Origin of the sequence: Candidatus Rhodobacter oscarellae, assembly GCF_001078595.1 — a bacterium.
In the GTDB taxonomy this organism is placed as follows: Bacteria; Pseudomonadota; Alphaproteobacteria; order Rhodobacterales; family Rhodobacteraceae; genus Rhodobacter_B; species Rhodobacter_B oscarellae.
The window spans coordinates 561,718-580,321 of sequence record NZ_LFTY01000002.1 but is presented as its reverse complement, the minus strand read 5'-3'; the positions used below and the strand labels follow the sequence as shown (position 1 = coordinate 580,321).

Below are 18,604 nucleotides of genomic sequence, written 5' to 3'. Positions count from 1 at the left end.
GAAAACTTGCTCTGGCATGCTCAATTCATGAGCACTTGGCCAAACAACAACTGGAAGATCGCCCTGGTGAGCCGCACCATCGGCGCCGATCGGGGCCGCGCGGCGCGGGGGCGCCCCTAGCGGACCAGCGGACCGCCGCCCGTTGCCTTTCCCAGTTCCAGTTTCAAAGAGCCCGCCCCATGAATGACCAATCCCCTCGCCGCTCCGGAGGCCGCGCCGCGCGTCGCGCCGCCCGCGCAGCCCCCCTCGCCGCAGCTGACCGCCCCATCCGTGCGGGCATGCCCGGCGGGCGCTACAGGCCGCTGACCGATGCGGATGTGCAAAAGATCCACCACGCAGCCCTTGAGGCGCTAGAGACCATCGGCCTCGCCGACGCGCCCCCCAGCGGCGTCGAAATCCTCACCAAGGCGGGCGCTGTGCAGGGCGATGACGGCCGCATCCGCTTCTCTCCCGCGCTGGTCGAGGACAGCCTGGCCCTGGCCTGCAAATCCTTCACCCTGCACGGGCGCGACCCGCGGCATGATCTGGAGCTGGGCGGGGCGCGAGTGCATTACGGCACCGCCGGTGCCGCGGTGAACATGGTCGACGTGGATGGGCGCAACTACCGCCACTCCACCGTGCAGGACCTGCATGACGCCGCCCGCATAGTGCAGCAGCTGGATAACGTGCACTTCCTGCAGCGCCCCATGGTGTGCCGCGATATCGAAGACAACCGCGAGATGGACCTGAACTCGATCTACGCCTGCTGCGCTGGGACGACCAAGCATATCGGCATGTCCTTTAGCGAGCCGGATTTCGCGCTGTCGGGGCTGGAGCTCTTGCATATGATCGCCGGGGGCGAGGACGCCTGGCGCGCGCGGCCTTTCATGTCCAACACCAACTGCTTCGTGGTGCCGCCGTTGAAATTCGCGACCGAGGCTTGCCAGGTGATGGAGAACTGCATCCGCGGCGGCATGCCGGTGCTGTTACTGTCCGCGGGCATGGCGGGCGCCACGGCGCCCTCGACCGTGGCCGGGGCGATCACCCAGGCGGTGGCGGAATGCCTGGCGGGCGTGGTCTATGTGAACGCGGTCAAGCCGGGGCATCCGGCGATCTTTGGCACCTGGCCCTTCGGGCTGGATCTGCGCACCGGCGCGATGTGCGTGGGCTCTGGCGAGCAGGCCTTGCTCAGCTCAGGCTGCGCGCAGATGCACCAGTTCTACGGTATCCCCGGCGGCGCCGCGGGCGGCGCCTGCGACAGCAAGCTGCCGGACATGCAGGCCGGGTGGGAGCAGATGTGCTCGAACGTCATGACTGGGCTGGCGGGGTTGAACATGGTCTACGAGGCCGCCGGGATGCATGCCTCGCTGCTGGGCTTCTGCCACGAGAGCCTGATCCTGAGCGACGACCTGATCGGCCAGGCGATGCGCTGCGTGCGCGGGATCGAGGTGGATGACGAGACGCTGGCGCTGGACCAGATGCGGGAGGTCTGCCTAGGCGGGCCGGGGCATTACCTGGGCACGGGCCAGACCATGGCCCGGATGGAGCGCGACCACGTCTACCCCAGCCTCGGCAACCGCATGAGCCCCAAGGAATGGGACGAGATGGGCAAGCCAGATCTCATCGCCAATGCCATCGCCAAGAAAGAGGCCATCCTGTCCCAGCCCTCGCCCGTGGCCTTTGAGCCCAGCGTGGACCAGGACATTCGCGCGCGGTTCAACATCCACCTGCCGCGCTGATTTTCCTTGTGACGGCCAGCCGCCGGCCTATCCTGCGAGCCATTGGTTCAGTGGAGGTTTGGCATGGCAGGTCTGAAGCAGAAGCTCGCGCAGGACGCGCGATTGACCGGGCATCTCTGCACGATCCCCTCTGCCACAGTGACCCAGGCCCTCGCCGCGGCGGGCGCGGACCTGGTGGTGATCGATATGGAGCATGGCGCCGTCGACTATGGCAGCGCGCATGCGATGATCGCCGCCACCGCCGGCACGGACTGCGCCCCGCTGGTGCGGATCACCGAGAACGACCCCGCACAGGTCAAGCGCGTGCTGGATCTTGGGGCGGAGGGCATTGTGTTTCCGCTGATCCGAGACGCCCAGGACGCCGCCAAGGCCGTGGCCAGCCTGCGCTATCCCCCTGACGGCACGCGCGGCTTTGGCCCCTTCATCGCGCAGTCGCGCTGGGGCACCGACTTGATGAGCTACCGCGAAACGATGCAGGACCGTCTCGTCTGCGTGTTGACCATCGAGACGCGCGAAGCGATCGACAATGTCGAGGCGATCTGTGCCGTGCCGGGGATCGATATGATCGTGCCCGCGCCGTTCGATCTGTCGACCGAACTGGGTGTCTCCGGCCAGTTTGAACATCCCGCGTTCGTCGCCGCGATTGCCAAGGCCGAGGCGGCGGCCAAGGCCGCTGGGATCCCGCTGGGCGGGGTGGCGCTGCAGCAGGGGCAGGCGAAGGCGCTATTCGAGCGTGGCTACCGATTGATCGCAGGTTTCGACATCCTGTGGCTGAGGGCCGCGACGCAGCAGATGGCGGGTTGGGCCGAGAGTTAGGGGCGGTCTTGACCCGGAACGCCTTTTGGGCGCGCCAAATCTCTTGCAAGAGATTTGCACTTTCCTTCAAAGGAAAGTCCGGCCCGCGGGCCGATAAGAGGGCGCGCATAGAGCAACAGTTCGGGGCGCGCCGACGAAACTCTTGGAAGAGTTTCGCAATTTTCTTGCAAGAAAATTGTGACGCGCCAAGACTTGCTGGGGGCCAGACCAGCGCGCTTAGCAACGCCCCCCAAACCCCTTAAACGCCGCTAGCCCCTTGTCTCGGCCAGCATCCGAAAATACATATACCGCGACCCGCGCGACCAACCCGCGCCAGATGGAGTGAACCCGATGTCCGCCCAAGAGCAAATCCAGTCCACCGTGGAAGCCAACGACGTGGTGCTTTTCATGAAGGGCACCAAGACCATGCCGCAATGCGGCTTCTCTTCTCGCGTGGCGGGCGTGCTGAACTACATGGGCATCGACTACCAGGACGTAAACGTTCTGGAGAATGACGAGATCCGCCAGGGCATCAAGGACTTCTCGGACTGGCCCACCATCCCGCAGCTCTACATCAAGGGCGAGTTCGTGGGCGGCTGCGACATCATCACCGAGATGACGCTTTCGGGCGAGCTGGACACCATGTTTGAGACCAACGGCGTGGCCTATGACAAGGAAGCGGCGGACAAAATCCGCGAGGCGAACGCTTAATGGGTGCAAATCCAGCGGTTAAAGTTACGGGGCAGCTTCGGCTGCCCTTTTTCATTACCAAGGACTTTGCCCCATGGAAATTCTTGTCGTTGTTGTATTGGTGATCGCCTCAATGGCAGGCACCGCGCTGATCGTCATGGCTGTGCGCGCGGGCCAGAAGTCTCGAGAGGCAATCAAGGCGCTCGCGGATGAGCGCGCCCGCTTTAGCTCGCCGCCTTCTCTTCGACCTCTGCCGCCAGCGCCTCGGCCCGCGCGGCCAGCTCGGCCATCGTGTCGGTGACGCTGTCTGGGATGACCTCCACCGGCACTTCGATGCGCTCCGGCCCGGCGCCGCCCGCGCTCTTGAGCTGCGCGACCTCGGCCTCAAGCGCCTCGATCCTCTCATTCGCGGCCTTTAGCTGGTCGTCGGCACCGGCGGTCTTGTCAGCCAGCAACAGCCCGGACATCAAAAGCATGCGCGCCTCTGGCAGGCCGCCGATTTGCGCCGTTAGCGCCGAGGCCTCTTTGTCCAGCAGCGCCGCTGCGGAATGCAGGAAGTGCTCCTCGCCGTCCTGACAGGCCACGGAGAACTCGCGCCCCCCGATTGAGATCATCACATCAGGCATCGTTCGCGGCCTCCGTCAGCAGGGGCTTCATCGCGCCCAGGATGTCGTCCATCTCGGCCACATCCGCCGTCCGGACGGCACGCAGCGCCTCCAGTTCGGACATCATGGCCTGGTTCAGCATATGCGGCTCGACGCCGTTGGCGCTGGCTGCGCTCAGCGCCTGCAGGCTGGCCTGCAGCTTTTGCGTGGCCTGGTTCAGGCTGCGGTTTTGCGCCTTGGCCTCTTGCAGCTCGCCGCGCAGCTTGTCGCGCTCGGCCTCCGCCTCTGCGACGCGCTCGGCAGCGCTGCGCTCAAGCTCGTTGAGCTGCGCCTCGTTCTGCTCTCGCAGCGACTTCACGCGCTCCTCAAGCTGCGCGTTGGCGACCTTCTCGGCCTCCAGCGCCTCTTCCAACGCGGCGGGATCGGGCCCGGCAGCCCCGGCCTTCAACTGGTCCACCTGCGTGCCGATACGATCCAGCGCGGCGGTGATCCGCCGCTCAAGCTCTGTGATATCGCTCATTCACCCCTCCTGGGCTCATCGCCCGGCTCGTTCCCGCCCGGCCCAGCGCTCGAATCACGTCAAGCCTGAGACTTTCGCCGATTTTAGACAAGGGCGGCGGGAAATGCCCCCCTTTTTACGCAAGGGTTTAGCGGGCCCGCTTGATCTTCCGCCTGACGCTGCTATCAGGCCTGCGGGCGCGGGTAAGACCGCGAACGCCTAATTGACCCCTTAGATGAGGACCTGCGCGCCGTGGAAATCTCTGATCTCAAAGCCCAGCACCCCGATCATTGGATGAAGGCCGCGGCGATCCGCACGCTGGCGATGGACGCGGTCGCGGCCGCCAATTCCGGCCATACGGGCATGCCGATGGGCATGGCCGACGTGGCGACGGTTTTGTTCGAGAAGCACCTGAAATTCGACGCCACCGCGCCGGATTGGGCCGACCGCGACCGGTTCATCCTGTCGGCGGGGCATGGCTCGATGCTGATCTACAGCCTGCTGCATCTTTGCGGCTACGAGGACATGACGCTCGACCAGGTGAAGAACTTCCGCCAATGGGGCGCGATCACCGCAGGGCATCCCGAATACGGCCACGCCAAGGGCGTCGAGACCACCACCGGCCCGCTGGGCCAGGGCATCGCCAACGCCGTGGGCTTCGCGCTCGCCGAGGAGATCCTGCGCGCGCGCTACGGCAAGAAGGTCGTGGACCACCACACCTATGTGATCGCCGGCGACGGCTGCTTGATGGAGGGCGTCAGCCAGGAGGCCATCGCCCTGGCGGGGCGCCAAAAGCTAGAGCGGCTGATCGTGTTCTGGGACAACAACAACATCACCATCGACGGAACCGTCGACATGTCGGACATCACCAACCAGTCCAAGCGCTTCGAGGCCTCGGGCTGGCATGTGCAAGAGATCGACGGGCACGATCCAGAGGCCATCGACGCCGCGATCGAGGCCGCCAAGAAGGCCCACCGCCCCTCGATGATCGCCTGCAAGACCCATATCGCCCTGGGCCACGCCGCGCAGGACACCTCCAAGGGCCATGGCGCGCTGACCAACCCCGACCAGATCATCGAGACCAAGGCGCTCTACGGCTGGGAGGGCGGCCCGTTCGAGATCCCCGCCGATATCAAGGCGCAATGGGAAGAAATCGGCGCACGCGGCGTCGGCGCACGCGTGGCCTGGGAGGAGCGCTTTGCCAACCTTTCCAGCAACCGCCAGGCGCAGTTCACTCGCGAGCAATCCGGTGAGGCGCCCAAGAAGCTCTCGGCAACGATCAAGCGCTTCAAGGCCGAGATGTCCGAGACCGCGCCCAAGCTTGCCACTCGTGCGGCCTCCGAGAAGGCGCTGCAGGTGATCAACCCCATCATGCCCGAGACCGTGGGCGGCTCGGCGGACCTGACGGGCTCCAACAACACCAAGACGCCGGATATGGGCGTGCATGACACCGAGAACCGCAAGGGCCGCTACATCCATTACGGCGTGCGCGAGCACGGCATGGCCGCGGCGATGAACGGCATGGCGCTGCATGGCGGGGTGAAGCCCTATGGCGGCACCTTCATGGTCTTCACCGATTACGCCCGCCCCGCGATGCGGCTGGCGGCGCTGATGGGGATCGCGCCGGTCTATGTCTACACGCATGATTCCATTGGCCTGGGCGAGGACGGCCCCACCCACCAGCCGGTCGAGCAGCTCGCCATGCTGCGCGCCACGCCGAACATGCAGGTGATCCGCCCCGCCGATGCGGTCGAGACCGCCGAGGCCTGGGAGATCGCGCTGTCGACCTCCACCACGCCGACCACGCTGTCGCTGACCCGCCAGGGGCTGCCCACCGTGCGCACCGAGCATAAGACCAAGAACCTCACCGCCCAGGGCGCTTACGTGCTGGCCGAGGCCGAGGGCAAGCGCCAGGCCATTCTGATGGCCACCGGCTCAGAGGTCTCGCTGGCGATGGCCGCGCGGGACATGCTGCAGGCCGAAGGCATCGGCACCCGCGTGGTCTCGATGCCGTGCTGGGAGCTCTTCGAGCAGCAGCCCGAGACCTACCGCCGCCGCGTGCTGCCCGGCGGGCCGGTGCGGGTGGCCATCGAGGCGGGCATGCGCCAGGGCTGGGATCGCTGGCTGATGGGCGAGCGGGGCCGCGAGGCCAAGGCGGGCTTTGTGGGCATGTCCTCGTTCGGGGCCTCGGCGCCGCAGGAGGAGCTTTACCAGCAGTTCGGCATCACCGCAGAGGCGGCAGCGCAAAAGGTCAAGGACCTGCTCGGGCTTTAGGCTCTCGGATTTGCGTATTTAGAACAAGGTGAAATGGGAAGGACGCGCTCCTTCCTTCACCTTGTCCACAAATACGCAATCCCGCCCGCGCGCCCAATCCGGACATTGCGGTTTCGCGTCACCGAGCGCCCATCCCCGAGCGCCCGCAGCCGCTTGTCGGCGAGGACGCTCGTCAAACCTGCATGCCGCAGGCATTCCTTTTGGCAACAGAGGACTGTTAGCGCAAACCTGGAATGTTTACGCTAACACCCCGGAAATGCGCCGTTTTTGCCCTTGGGCCGACTCGCTTCCCCTGTTAATCGGGCCGCGAGGCAGCAAGGGGTGAGACCATGGTTACTTTGGGTATCAACGGCTTTGGCCGCATCGGGCGCGCGACGTTGGCGCATATCCACGAGGCGGCGCGCAATGACGTCCAGGTCGTCAAGATCAACGCCACCGGCCCCATCGAGACCAACGCGCATCTGCTGCGCTATGACAGCATCCATGGCCGCTTCCCCGGCACCGTGACCACCGAGGGCGACCAGATGGATCTGGGCCGCGGCCCGATCAAGGTCTTCTCCACCTATGAGATGGACGAGCTTGACTGGGAGGGCTGCGACATCGTCCTGGAATGCACCGGCAAGTTCAATGACGGGCTGAAGGCGAACACCCACCTCGACCGCGGCGCCAAGAAGGTGCTGATCTCAGCACCGGCCAAGAACGTGGACCGCACCGTGGTCTATGGCGTGAACCACCGCGACATGCTGGCCGAGGAGCGCATGATCTCCAATGGCTCCTGCACCACCAACTGCCTGGCACCGCTGGCGAAGGTGCTGGACGAGGCCATCGGCATCGAGCGCGGCATCATGACCACGATCCACAGCTATACCGGCGACCAGCCGGCGCTGGACCGCCGCCACAATGACCTCTACCGCGCCCGCGCCGCCGCCATGGCGATGATCCCCACCTCCACCGGCGCCGCTAAGGCGCTGGGAGAGGTGCTGCCGAACCTGCGCGGCAAGCTGGACGGCACCGCCATGCGCGTGCCCACGCCGAATGTCTCGGCCGTTGATCTGACCTTCGAGGCCTCCAAGGACGTCACCGAGGCGGATGTGAACGCGGCCGTCGCCGAGGCCGCGGCCGGCCATATGGGCGCCGTGCTCAGCTATGACCCCGAGCCCAAGGTCTCCATCGACTTCAATCACACGCCGCATAGCTCGATCTTCGCTCCCGAGCAGACCAAGGTTGTCGGCGGGCGCACGGTCCGCGTCCTGGCCTGGTATGACAACGAATGGGGCTTTAGCTGCCGGATGGCGGATGTGGCCGCGCTGATGGGGCAACAGCTGCACTGACGCGCGCCGCATCAATCTGCGCAGAGGGCCCGGCATCGCGACCGGGCCTTTTGATTTTGCACGCGTCTATCTCCGCTCCGTCATCCAGGCCGGCACGCGGCTTAAATACGATCTGATCGCGGCCTCGCCGCCGCCCCGCGACGGGCTACCAGGCGCGACGGCTCTGCGACCCAGCTTTGGGCCACCCGTCGTCGGAACTTTCCGGCTGTTTCGCGATAGACGGGCCGGTTGCACCGCCCGGAATGTGCATTTCGATGCGCAGCTTGCAACCGATCGCGCGGCCAAAATCTGACCCCGCCTTAATCGCTACGCTAGTTGCCCAAACGTCCAAGGGCGTCCGCAGGGGCCATGCTGATTCCAGGGAAAATCCCCCCCAACCTGACAGAAAGGTAAGCCGTCAGGCCTCGAATCTCAGGTCGCCTAAAATCTTTCACTTCAAATGTTATCTAAACCGAAAGATGCGACAAGTACCGGAAAAGAAGAAGTTAAATATGCATTTCACCCTGAGGTACCCGCCAAATTGGCAGCGCCCCTCGGGCCACGGAGACCGGTTTTTTGCGCGCGATCCGTCCCAGGCACTGTCACAGCGCGGCGCTTTGCAGTAAAAAGAGCACAAATCAACAAGCTGGCCGTGGAGCCCGCGACAAAAATGACGAGCAAAACTTGACCAACACAATCGCAATCATCCTTGGTCTTACGATTATCGGACTGGTCGGCTTGGATATGTACCTGACCGGCGGCGAGACGCTGGTGTTCCTGGGCAGGAAACTCTTGGACCTCATCGACTACATCGCGTTCTGGCGGTGACCGGATCGGCCATCAATCTTGCGAGATTTGCGGGCTAATCCGGTTGACTTTCGCTGCCCAATAGCGATGTTAGCGCCAACATCCACAATCTCAGGTAGGACAGCAACATGGCCGTCAAAGTTGCCATCAACGGATTTGGCCGCATTGGCCGCAACGTTCTGCGCGCGATCATCGAATCCGGCCGCACCGATATCGAGGTCGTCGCGATCAACGACCTCGGCCCGGTAGAGACCAACGCGCATCTGCTGAAATATGACAGCGTGCATGGCCGCTTCCCGGCCACGGTGACCACCACCGAGAGCACGATCGACGCCGGCCGCGGCCCCATGCGGGTCACTGCGATCCGCAACCCTGCCGACCTGCCTTGGTCGGATGTGGACGTGGCGCTGGAATGCACCGGCATCTTCACCTCCAAGGAGGCCTGCCAGCCGCATCTCGCGAACGGCTCTAGCCGGGTGCTGATCTCGGCGCCGGGCAAGGACGCTGATAAGACCATCGTGTTTGGCGTGAACGATGGCACGCTGACCGCGGACGACCTGGTGGTCTCGAACGCGTCCTGCACCACGAACTGCCTGGCCCCGGTGGCCAAGGTGCTGAACGACACGGTGGGCCTCGCCAAGGGGCTGATGACCACGGTGCACAGCTATACCGGCGACCAGCCGACGCTGGACACGCTGCACAAGGACCTCTACCGCGCCCGCGCGGCGGCGATGTCGATGATCCCCACCTCCACCGGCGCGGCCAAGGCCGTGGGGCTGGTGCTGCCGGAGCTGAACGGCAAGCTCGACGGGGTGTCGATCCGCGTGCCCACGCCGAATGTCTCGGTGGTGGACCTGACCTTCGAGGCCGGCCGCGCGACCTCGGTTGCAGAAATCAACGACGCGATGCGCGCCGCGGCCGCTTCTGGCCCGCTGCAGGGGATCCTGGGCGTCACCGACGAGAAACTCGTCAGCCAGGACTTCAACCACGACCCGCATTCGTCGATCTTCGCCACCGACCAGACCAAGGTCATGGAGGGCACCATGTGCCGCATCCTGACCTGGTACGACAACGAGTGGGGCTTCTCGAACCGGATGTCCGACACGGCGGTGGCGATGGGCAAGCTGATCTAACGACAGAGCATTGCCAAGAGCCTGGTGCACCGCTTAACGCGGTGCGCCCACAGGATCAGCAGGTCGCGCGCGCCCAGCCTTTACCCCGCATCCCGGGTCAAAGGATGGGCGCCATAGGGCTCAGCCGCAGATCTCCAATCTGTCTCTAAGCACCCACCCTTCTAGACCGGCGCCCCATCTTCCTGCGTCGATATTATCAAAGGCGACCCGGACCCAGGCCCCCTTCGTGTCGCCATCCTCGTCAAACAGAGAGACCACTGTGCCACATGGCAGCGCGAGCAGCGCCTCGGACATGGCCGATGGCTCTTCCATGAGCTCCGTCCCGCCCTCTTTCACCTGGCAATAGAAGGTCGCCCAAGCCGGGGACGCTGATATGAGTGCGGCGACGAAAATTGCTTTGAACTGCATAAAATTCTCTCCCGATCAGGTGACAATTTTTTCCGCTAGGAACAGATAATCTTGGCGCGGTGCTAAGCATTCTAACCCAAATGGAGGCAAAGCGTTATAGACCTTCGGCGAATTCATCTATTTCGACTAGATAGCTGGGAAAGCGCATCAGGTCGGTGTGACCCGCGCCATCGATTCTCACAAAGCGGCTTTGGCTTGGCAGGAAAGAGGCCAAGAGCTCCCCTTCGGCAGTCGGAATAAGGCGATCAGCACCGCCATGCAGCACCAGTGACGGCGCTCGGATGTTTTGCGCATCCTCCTGGCTGTTCCACTTCTGCACCCCCGGCAGCAGACAGGCGGGCAGATAGCTGGCCTGCGCCATCAAACGGCACAGCTTGGCGTAGGGGGCGGACAGGATCAGGCCATCGACCGCGCGCCGCGCGGCCACATGCAGCGCCAGCCCGGTGCCCAGCGAATAGCCCTGCACGATCACCGCGCCGGGATCGGCCACCAGCCCAGGGGCGGCATCGAACGCCGCCAGCGCATCCGCCTTCAGTACGGGCTCAGAGGGCGCGCCCGGCAGCCCGCCGCCGCCGCGAAAGCCCATCGCCACAACGCTGCGCCCCGCCGCGCGGTGATGGTCGAGCATCGCCACGAACAGTTCCAGCGACCCGGCATTGCCCATGATGTAGACCACCAGCGGCGCGCCGGTCCCGGCGTCATGGGCGTAAACCACCGGCCCGTCCGAAAGGTCATGGCGCGTATAGCCGGCATGCGCAAAGGGCTGCTGCGAGAAGGGGTAAATGAACCGCGGATGCAGCCAGATCATCAGCGCGGCATAGGCCATGTAGAGCCCCAGCGCCGCCAGCACTATGCCCTTCAGCGCGGCCATGGCCACCTAGCTCAGCTTGCCCATCAACGCGCTGTTCACGCCCGGGGTGACGAATTTTGTCACGTCGCCATCCAACCGTGCGATCTCCTTGACCAGCTTAGAGGCGATGGCCTGATATTTGGCCTCCGCCATCAGGAACACGGTCTCGATGCTGGCATCCATGGCGCGGTTCATGCCGACCATCTGGAACTCGTACTCAAAATCGGCAACCGCGCGCAGCCCGCGCACGATCACGCTGGCGCCCACATCGCGGGCGCAATCGATCAGCAGGTTCTCGAACGGGTGCACGACGATCTCAGCGGGCACCTCCAGCTTGGCGCATTCGGCCTCGACCATGGCGACGCGCTCGTCGAGGTCAAACAACGGCCCCTTGTCGCGGTTGATGGCCACGCCGATTACCAGGCGGTCGACCAGCAGGCAGCCCCGGCTGATGATGTCGAGATGCCCCAGGGTGATGGGATCGAACGTGCCAGCGTATAGCCCGGTGCGCATGGGCGGTCCTCCTTGTCTGGGTGCACGCAACAATATTGCGCGGCAGGATGCAAGACCCCGCGGCGATCTGACCGGTCCGCGCAGAACCGCGCGTCGCTTTTGCCAAAGGTCCCTGGTTCTTCTTGGCCAAAAATACGGGCTGCGCCACCGCAAGGCGGGCATGACGATGCCGTTGGGCGTCGCCGCAAGCCCAACTTAAAAAAGAGCGTGCGGAAGCACCCATTTGGATCACCTGCCGCCGAGCAAAAGCTAATGCCCCATGATCATGCCCTGCAGCGCGTCCTTCTCCATCGACAGCTCGCTGAGCCGCGCCTTGACCACGTCCCCGATAGAGATCAGGCCGATCATCAGCCCGGCCTCCTGCACCGGCATATGGCGGAACCGCCCCTCGGTCATCTTGCTCATCACGGCGTCCGCGGTGTCGTCGCGGGCGCAGAACACCAGCTCTGTGGTCATCATGTCCGAGACCTCGTCGCGGAGGCAGGCCGTGCCGCGCCGCCCCAGCTCGCGCACGATGTCGCGCTCTGACAGGATCCCCAGCGCCATCTTGCCGTCCTCCGAGACGATCACGGCGCCGATCTTGCGGCTCGACAAAAGCTCAGCGGCTTCCTGGACCTTCATGCTAGGCGAGATTGTGACAACCCCATCGTCGGGTTTACCCTTTAGAATTTGATGCACGAGCATGGCTTGCCTCCAAAACAATCATGAACCCCATAAGGGTCAGCCTCGCCCAGGGTGCGACATTATGTCAAGCGCGCTGGTGCAGGGGCACAATTCTGCGCCGTATTTCGTCAGCAAGTCCTAGTTCACGCGCCCGCGCCGCCCGCCGCGGCGCTTGGGCGCCGTCGGGGCCACCATGCCGTCTTTAAGCACCTGGCTCATCGGATGGTCCGGCGCGGCAGCGGCATAGGCCTCGTAGAGCACCGCAATGGCTTCCTGAGGCACGATGTCGGCGGGCAGTTTCAGCGCCCAGTCGACAAAGATCGTGCGGCATTCCTCGGCCGAGATGCCCTCGATCCGATAGCTCTCTTTGATGAGCTGCGTCTTGTCGATGCGGTCGAGTTCCATTTGCCTCTTCTCCCTGCCTCCGGCGGCGCGTTAACCCGCCTTAGGCGGATGCTCAAGGCTGCGTGTGACCAACGCCGCCAGGCGATCGGCCACGCGGGCGATTTCTCCTTGCAGCGCGGGGGCGTCCTCCCACGCGGCCTGTGCCAGCACAAAACCCCGTCCCTGATCGCCAAGCGCGTCTAAATCCGGCGCATCGCCGGTCAAAAGGCGACCTGCCGCCTGCAAGGCCCAAAGCCAGCCATGGCTGGCGCGCAGCTCGGCCACCTCCGCCGGCGAGGCCCAGCCCAACCGTTCCAGCAGCGCCAACTGCTGTGCCGTGGTCCGCGCCGGGTCCCCCGCCAAGAGCGCGGCCGCTTGCCCCAAGAGCTCGATATCCTGCAATCGCCCGGCGCCGCGCTTGACCTCCCAGGCACCAGACGCTCCCGTCGCCTCGGCGAGCCGCCCGCGCATCTCGGCAACATCCGCGCAGATCTTCGCAGGCTTGCGCGGCGCCGCCAAAAGCCCGCGGCGGAAGGCCTCAACCCGCGCGCCAAGCGCCTCGGATCCCGCAACCGCGCGGGCGCGCGTCAGCGCCAGATGCTCCCAGGTCCAGGCCTCGTCGCGCTGATAGCTCTCGAATGCGGTGACCGCCGTGGCCACGGGCCCCTGCCGCCCCGAGGGGCGCAGCCGCATGTCCACCTCATATAGCGCGCCCTCGGCGGTCTGCGCCGAAAGCGCCGTGACGAAGGCCTGGGTCAGCCGGGCGTAATAGGCCCGCGCGGCCAGGCTGCGCGGCCCGTCAGAGGCCTCAACCCCCGCCGCATCGTAGATCACGATCAGGTCCAGATCAGAGGTCGCAGCAAGCTGGGCCGCGCCCAGCGACCCCATGCCCAGCACGACAGCGCCCGCGCCGGGCGGGGACCCGTGCTTGCGGGCGAACTCTGCCACCACCACCGGCCAGAGCGCGCGCAGCACCGCCTGGGCCAGCTCGGCATAGTGCTGCCCGGTCTGGCGCGCATCCGCGACCCCGCGCAGGTGATGCACGCCGACGCGGAAGTGCCACTCCTTGTGCCAGCGCCGCGCGGCGTCCAGCTGGCGTTCGTAATCGCCGTCCTGCAGCCGCGCGACAAGATCCTCCAATAGACCCGAAACCCCGGGCCAGGGCGCAAAGAAATCGCCCCCGATCACCGCGTCAAAGACCTGCGCGTTGCGCCCCAGATAGCGCGCCAGCGCGGGCGCGGTGGTGACGATATCCGCGATCAGGTCGATAAGCTGCGGGTTCGCCTCGAAGAGCGAGAAGACCTGCACGCCCGCGGGCAAACCGGCCAGGAACAGGTCGAAATGCTCCAGCGCATCCGAGCCGCCGCCATGTGTCAGCCGGGCCAGCAGGTCGGGCTTTAGCCGCTCAAAGATCTCCACCGCCCGGGCCGAGCGCAGCGCCGGGTAGCTGTACCAGCGCTCGACCACGCTTTGCGCGGCATCCGGCACGTCTGTAGCCGCCCCCTGCCCCTGCGGCCCGGGCTGGCCCGGCGCAAAGAACCCCTCGGTCTGCGCATGCACCATCTCCAACCGCTCCACCAAGTCCCGCCTCAGCGTATCGGCGCCCTCGCCCATGAACGCCGCCAGCCGGTCAAAGCCCTTGGCGTCCCCCGGCAAGGCATGGGTCTGCGCGTCGGCGGTCATCTGCAAACGGTGCTCGACCTCGCGATGCGCCCGGTAGGCCGCCGTCAGCTGCGTTGACAAGCCCGCGTCGATCCAGCCGCGCTCGGCCAGCACCGCCAACCCCGCCACGGTGCCGCGCACGCGCAGCGCCGGATCGCGCCCGCCCGCAATCAGCTGCCGCGTCTGAGTGAAGAACTCGATCTCACGGATCCCGCCGCGCCCCAGCTTCATGTCATGGCCCGGCAGCTTGATCGGCCCGAAGAGCCCCTTATGCGCCCGGATCTTGAGCCGCATGTCATGGGCGTCCTGGATCGCCGCAAAGTCCAGATGCTTGCGCCAGATGAAGGGGGTGAGCCGTTTCAGGAAGGTTTCGCCGCCCGCGACATCGCCCGCCGCGGCCCGCGCCTTGATATAGGCCGCGCGCTCCCAGGTGCGCCCCACGCTCTCGTAATAGGCCTCCGCGGCGTCCATCGACAGGCAGACCGGCGTCACCGCCGCGTCGGGCCGCAGGCGCAGATCAGTGCGGAAGACATAGCCGTCCTGGGTGATCGCCGAGAGCATCCGCGCCATGCGCCGCGTCGCCCGGACCAGGGCCGCGCGGGCCTCCTCGTAGCTGTCGCGGTAAAGATCGCCGTCAAACAGCATGATCAGGTCGATGTCGGACGAGTAATTCAGCTCACCCGCCCCCATCTTGCCCATCGCCAGCGCCACCGCGCCGCCTGCAGGGCGGTCAGTCTCCGGCAGTGCCCGCTTTCGGATCTCGGCCGCCACGGTGGTCTCCAGCGCGCGCGCCACGCAGTGGTCCGCCAGCCGCGAGAGCGCGCCGGTGCACTGCTCCAGCGACCAGATCCCCGCCAAATCCGCCAGGGCGATCAGCAATGCCGAGCGCGCCTTTGCCTGCCGCAGCCCTTGCTCCATGGCCTCGGGCGCGACCTCATCCAGCCCGGCCAGGACGGCCTCGAACGCCGCCTCGGGACCGCTGTCGAGCGCCGCCTCCAGCCAGTCCGCGTTCCGCTCGATCAGCCCCTTCAGATAGGGGCTGCACCCGGCGGTCCCGGCGATCAGCCCCCGCAGTTCAGCGGGCTGGTCGGCGAAACGGGCGGCGGTGCTTTGCCCTAGCTCGGCGTCATAGGGCTCGGGGCTGCGGGTCATACGGGCGGCAAAACTCATGGCCACAGCGTTGCGGGTCGCGATGGGCGCGGTCAAGGGGGCTTGCGGTCGCGCGATGATTGCCGCAGATCTGGCGCCATGAGCAAAAGTCTGAAACGTGTGCGCGCCGCGCTAGAGACCGCCGGTGTCGCGGCCGAGATCGTCGAGATGGCCGATGGCACCCGCACCGCCGCCGATGCCGCCGCGGCCGCGGGCTGCGAGATCGACCAGATCGCCAAGTCGATCATCTTTGCTGGGCTGGAGAGCGGCCAGGCGATCCTCTTTGTCACCGCCGGCGGTAACCAGGTGGACGCCGCCAAGGCCAGCGCCGCGGCGGGCGAGCCGCTGGGCAAGGCGGATGCGGGATTGATTCGCACCCAAACCGGCTTTGCCATTGGGGGCGTGGCCCCGATTGGGCACCTAAACCCCATCCGCGCCTTCTGGGACGCGCGCCTTTCCGAGTTCGCCACGGTCTATGCGGCGGCGGGCACGCCAAGGCATATCTTCCCGATTTCACCCGTCGAGCTAATGCGGCTTTCAGGGGCGCAGGCGGCGGATTTCATCTCTGCATCAAAGGCATAAGCCTGGCGATCTGGCGCGTGGCGCAGGCGTGCCACGCGGGCGCGGCGCTTGATATTCGCCAGTTGCATAGCTGCTAGGCGCGATCTTAACCAAAATTTTATCGCTTTGCCGGCCATACTGCGCTATTAGGTAGTTTAACATTAAACTACTTTCATGGGACAGCAGGAGGAGATGCCCCAGATGGCCGCCAAAAAGCCCGCAAAATCCCCCAACGTGTCAAAGGACGAGCTGCTCGGGTATTACCGAGAGATGCTCTTGATACGCCGCTTCGAAGAAAAAGCCGGCCAGCTCTATGGCATGGGCCTGATCGGCGGCTTCTGCCACCTTTATATCGGGCAAGAGGCCGTTGTGGTGGGGCTCGAGGCCACGTCACAGGAGGGCGATCAGCGCATCACCTCTTACCGCGACCACGGGCACATGCTTGCCTGCGGCATGGATCCCAACGGCGTGATGGCCGAGCTGACCGGGCGCGAGGGCGGCTATTCCAAGGGCAAGGGCGGCTCGATGCACATGTTCTCCAAGGAAAAGGAGTTCTATGGCGGGCACGGGATCGTCGGCGCGCAGGTGCCCCTGGGCGCAGGGCTGGCCTTCGCCAACAAGTACCGCGGCAACGACAATGTTAGCTTCACCTATTTCGGCGACGGCTCGGCCAACCAGGGCCAGGTCTACGAGACCTTCAACATGGCCGCGCTGTGGAAGCTGCCGGTGGTCTTCGTGATCGAAAACAACCAATACGCCATGGGCACCGCGCAGAAGCGCTCGACCTCCTCGCCCGCGATCTACACCCGCGGCGAGGCCTTCGGCATCCCCGGCGAAAGCGTCGACGGCATGGACGTGCTGGCCGTCAAGGCCGCCGGTGAGAAAGCCACCGCGCATTGCCGCGCCGGCAAGGGGCCGTATATCCTAGAGGTCATGACCTACCGCTACCGCGGCCACTCGATGTCCGACCCGGCCAAGTACCGCACCCGCGAGGAGGTGCAGAAAATGCGCGAAGAGCGCGACCCGATCGAGGGCGTGCGCCAGATGCTGCTGACCGGCAACCACGCCACCGAGGACGACCTCAAGGCCATCGACAAGGACATCAAGGCCGTCGTTAACGAGGCGGCGGAGTTCTCCAAGGAAAGCCCCGAGCCCGCGCTGGACGAGCTCTACACCGATATCTACGCGGAGGCTGTGTAATGGCAACCGAACTCTTGATGCCCGCGCTGTCCCCCACGATGGAGGAGGGCACGCTCGCGAAATGGGTCGCCAAAGAGGGCGACAGCGTCAACTCCGGCGACATCATCGCAGAGATTGAAACCGACAAGGCCACGATGGAGTTCGAGGCCGTGGACGAAGGCATCCTGCTCAAGATCCTAGTGCCCGAGGGCAGCGAGGGCGTGAAGGTGAACACCCCCATCGCGGTGATCGGCGAGGAAGGCGAAAGCGCTGGTGATGTGGCGCAACCGGCGGCGCCCGTCGCCGCCGCGGCCGAGGAGGTGTCCCCGCAAGGGGCCGCCGAGGAGGCCGCCCCCCTCGCCCCGGCGCAGGTCGCCGTGCCCTCGGTGGACGTCACCCCAGACTACCCTGCCGACGCCGCGCTGAAGCCCACCACCGTGCGCGAGGCCCTGCGCGACGCCATGGCCGAAGAGATGCGCGCCGACGCGGATGTCTTCGTCATGGGCGAGGAGGTCGCCGAGTATCAGGGCGCCTACAAGGTCACCCAGGGGCTCTTGGACGAGTTCGGCGACAAGCGCGTGATCGACACGCCGATCACCGAGCATGGTTTCGCGGGCATCGGCACCGGTGCGGCCTTCGCGGGGCTCAAGCCCATCGTCGAGTTCATGACTTTCAACTTCGCCATGCAGGCGATCGACCAGATCATCAACTCCGCGGCGAAGACGCTTTACATGTCCGGCGGGCAGATGGGCGCGCCGATGGTGTTCCGCGGCCCCAACGGCGCCGCCGCCCGGGTGGGCGCGCAGCACAGCCAGGACTACGCCGCCTGGTACTCGGCCATCCCCGGCCTGAAGGTGGCGATGCCCTACTCCGCCGCCGACGCCAAGGGCCTGCTCAAGGCCGCGATCCGCGACCCCAACCCGGTGATCTTCCTCGAGAACGAGATCCTTTACGGGCGCAGCTTTGACGTGCCGCAGATCGACTACACGATCCCCTTCGGCAAGGCGCGCATCTGGCGCGAGGGCTCGGACGTGACCCTGGTGAGTTTTGGCATCGGGATGCAATACGCGCTTGAGGCCGCCGACAGGCTGGCCGAGGACGGCATCTCGGCGGAGGTGATCGACCTGCGCACCCTGCGCCCGCTGGATTACGGCACGATCCTGAACTCGGTGATGAAGACCAACCGCTGCGTGACCATCGAGGAAGGCTTCCCCGTGGGCTCCATCGGCAACCACCTGTCGGCCTATATCATGGAGAACGCCTTTGACTACCTGGACGCCCCGGTGATCAACTGCACCGGCAAGGACGTGCCCATGCCCTACGCGGCAAACCTGGAAAAGCTGGCGCTTGTGACCACCGACGAGGTGATCGCCGCCGTCAAACAGGTCACCTATCGCTGAGGGC

18 protein-coding genes are annotated in these 18,604 nt (G+C 65.5%); 10 read left to right on the top strand and 8 right to left on the bottom strand.

The annotated features are described in order from the left end of the window. Positions 1-179: 179 nt before the first annotated feature. From AIOL_RS07840 to grxD, 3 genes are all read left to right on the top strand, one after another. Positions 180-1,718 carry a trimethylamine methyltransferase family protein gene (locus tag AIOL_RS07840; RefSeq protein ID WP_049642474.1) on the top strand — a complete coding sequence of 513 codons (1,539 nt, stop codon included), beginning with the start codon at positions 180-182 and terminating at the stop codon, positions 1,716-1,718. Positions 1,719-1,781: 63 nt separating this feature from the next. Then, positions 1,782-2,534: an HpcH/HpaI aldolase family protein gene (locus AIOL_RS07835; RefSeq protein ID WP_049642473.1), complete on the top strand. Its 753-nt coding sequence runs from the start codon at positions 1,782-1,784 to the stop codon at positions 2,532-2,534. A 330-nt stretch (positions 2,535-2,864) separates the two neighbouring features. Next, complete coding sequence (grxD, locus tag AIOL_RS07830) at positions 2,865-3,224, top strand: Grx4 family monothiol glutaredoxin (RefSeq protein ID WP_049642472.1); 360 nt, start codon at positions 2,865-2,867, stop codon at positions 3,222-3,224. Positions 3,225-3,427: 203 nt separating this feature from the next. Here grxD and AIOL_RS07825 read toward each other — a convergent pair whose 3' ends face one another. Beyond that, positions 3,428-3,829, bottom strand: a complete 402-nt coding sequence (locus AIOL_RS07825) for a cell division protein ZapA (protein WP_049642471.1) — start codon at positions 3,827-3,829, stop codon at positions 3,428-3,430. Continuing rightward, positions 3,822-4,328 carry a hypothetical protein gene (locus AIOL_RS07820; protein WP_049642470.1) on the bottom strand — a complete coding sequence of 169 codons (507 nt, stop codon included), beginning with the start codon at positions 4,326-4,328 and terminating at the stop codon, positions 3,822-3,824. The genes AIOL_RS07825 and AIOL_RS07820 overlap by 8 nt, the downstream gene beginning before the upstream one ends. A gap of 231 nt (positions 4,329-4,559) precedes the next feature. Here AIOL_RS07820 and tkt point away from each other — a divergent pair, with 231 nt between their 5' ends. From tkt to gap (AIOL_RS07800), 4 genes are all read left to right on the top strand, one after another. Continuing rightward, positions 4,560-6,581, top strand: a complete 2,022-nt coding sequence (gene tkt / locus AIOL_RS07815; protein ID WP_049642469.1) for a transketolase — start codon at positions 4,560-4,562, stop codon at positions 6,579-6,581. A 329-nt stretch (positions 6,582-6,910) separates the two neighbouring features. After that, complete coding sequence (gap, locus tag AIOL_RS07810; protein ID WP_049642468.1) at positions 6,911-7,912, top strand: type I glyceraldehyde-3-phosphate dehydrogenase; 1,002 nt, start codon at positions 6,911-6,913, stop codon at positions 7,910-7,912. A 663-nt stretch (positions 7,913-8,575) separates the two neighbouring features. Continuing rightward, positions 8,576-8,719 (top strand): hypothetical protein, encoded by a 144-nt coding sequence (locus tag AIOL_RS25700; protein WP_049642467.1) that lies wholly within the window; start codon positions 8,576-8,578, stop codon positions 8,717-8,719. A 107-nt stretch (positions 8,720-8,826) separates the two neighbouring features. Next, positions 8,827-9,831 (top strand): type I glyceraldehyde-3-phosphate dehydrogenase, encoded by a 1,005-nt coding sequence (gene gap, locus AIOL_RS07800; protein ID WP_049642466.1) that lies wholly within the window; start codon positions 8,827-8,829, stop codon positions 9,829-9,831. Positions 9,832-9,951: 120 nt separating this feature from the next. On the opposite strand, the gene AIOL_RS07795 is transcribed toward gap (AIOL_RS07800), so the two are convergent. The 6 genes from AIOL_RS07795 to AIOL_RS07770 all read right to left on the bottom strand — a co-directional run bounded on the left by AIOL_RS07795 (position 9,952) and on the right by AIOL_RS07770 (position 15,481). Beyond that, a complete protein-coding gene (locus AIOL_RS07795) occupies positions 9,952-10,239 on the bottom strand; it encodes an SH3 domain-containing protein (RefSeq protein WP_049642465.1) in 288 nt (95 codons plus the stop codon). Between the two features lie 94 nt (positions 10,240-10,333). Then, complete coding sequence (locus AIOL_RS07790; protein ID WP_152912425.1) at positions 10,334-11,110, bottom strand: alpha/beta hydrolase; 777 nt, start codon at positions 11,108-11,110, stop codon at positions 10,334-10,336. 6 nt (positions 11,111-11,116) lie between these two features. Beyond that, positions 11,117-11,602, bottom strand: coding sequence for a pantetheine-phosphate adenylyltransferase (gene coaD, locus AIOL_RS07785; RefSeq protein ID WP_049642463.1), 486 nt, complete (start codon positions 11,600-11,602; stop codon positions 11,117-11,119). A gap of 249 nt (positions 11,603-11,851) precedes the next feature. Further along, positions 11,852-12,286: a CBS domain-containing protein gene (locus AIOL_RS07780; RefSeq protein ID WP_049642462.1), complete on the bottom strand. Its 435-nt coding sequence runs from the start codon at positions 12,284-12,286 to the stop codon at positions 11,852-11,854. Between the two features lie 117 nt (positions 12,287-12,403). Next, on the bottom strand, positions 12,404-12,670 hold the full coding sequence (locus AIOL_RS07775; protein WP_049642461.1) for a hypothetical protein: 267 nt from the start codon (positions 12,668-12,670) through the stop codon (positions 12,404-12,406). 30 nt (positions 12,671-12,700) lie between these two features. Continuing rightward, positions 12,701-15,481 carry a bifunctional [glutamine synthetase] adenylyltransferase/[glutamine synthetase]-adenylyl-L-tyrosine phosphorylase gene (locus AIOL_RS07770; RefSeq protein WP_049645322.1) on the bottom strand — a complete coding sequence of 927 codons (2,781 nt, stop codon included), beginning with the start codon at positions 15,479-15,481 and terminating at the stop codon, positions 12,701-12,703. A gap of 78 nt (positions 15,482-15,559) precedes the next feature. Between AIOL_RS07770 and AIOL_RS07765 the strand changes: the two genes are divergently transcribed. The 3 genes from AIOL_RS07765 to AIOL_RS07755 all read left to right on the top strand — a co-directional run bounded on the left by AIOL_RS07765 (position 15,560) and on the right by AIOL_RS07755 (position 18,600). Then, a complete protein-coding gene (locus tag AIOL_RS07765; protein WP_049642460.1) occupies positions 15,560-16,042 on the top strand; it encodes a YbaK/EbsC family protein in 483 nt (160 codons plus the stop codon). A gap of 180 nt (positions 16,043-16,222) precedes the next feature. Then, the gene (pdhA, locus tag AIOL_RS07760; protein WP_049645321.1) at positions 16,223-17,221 is read left to right on the top strand and encodes a pyruvate dehydrogenase (acetyl-transferring) E1 component subunit alpha; all 999 of its coding nucleotides are present in this window, start codon (positions 16,223-16,225) and stop codon (positions 17,219-17,221) included. Then, entirely contained in the window at positions 17,221-18,600 is a 1,380-nt protein-coding gene (locus tag AIOL_RS07755) for a pyruvate dehydrogenase complex E1 component subunit beta (RefSeq protein WP_049642459.1), read from the top strand. Before pdhA ends, AIOL_RS07755 begins: the two co-directional genes overlap by 1 nt. Positions 18,601-18,604 lie beyond the last annotated feature (4 nt).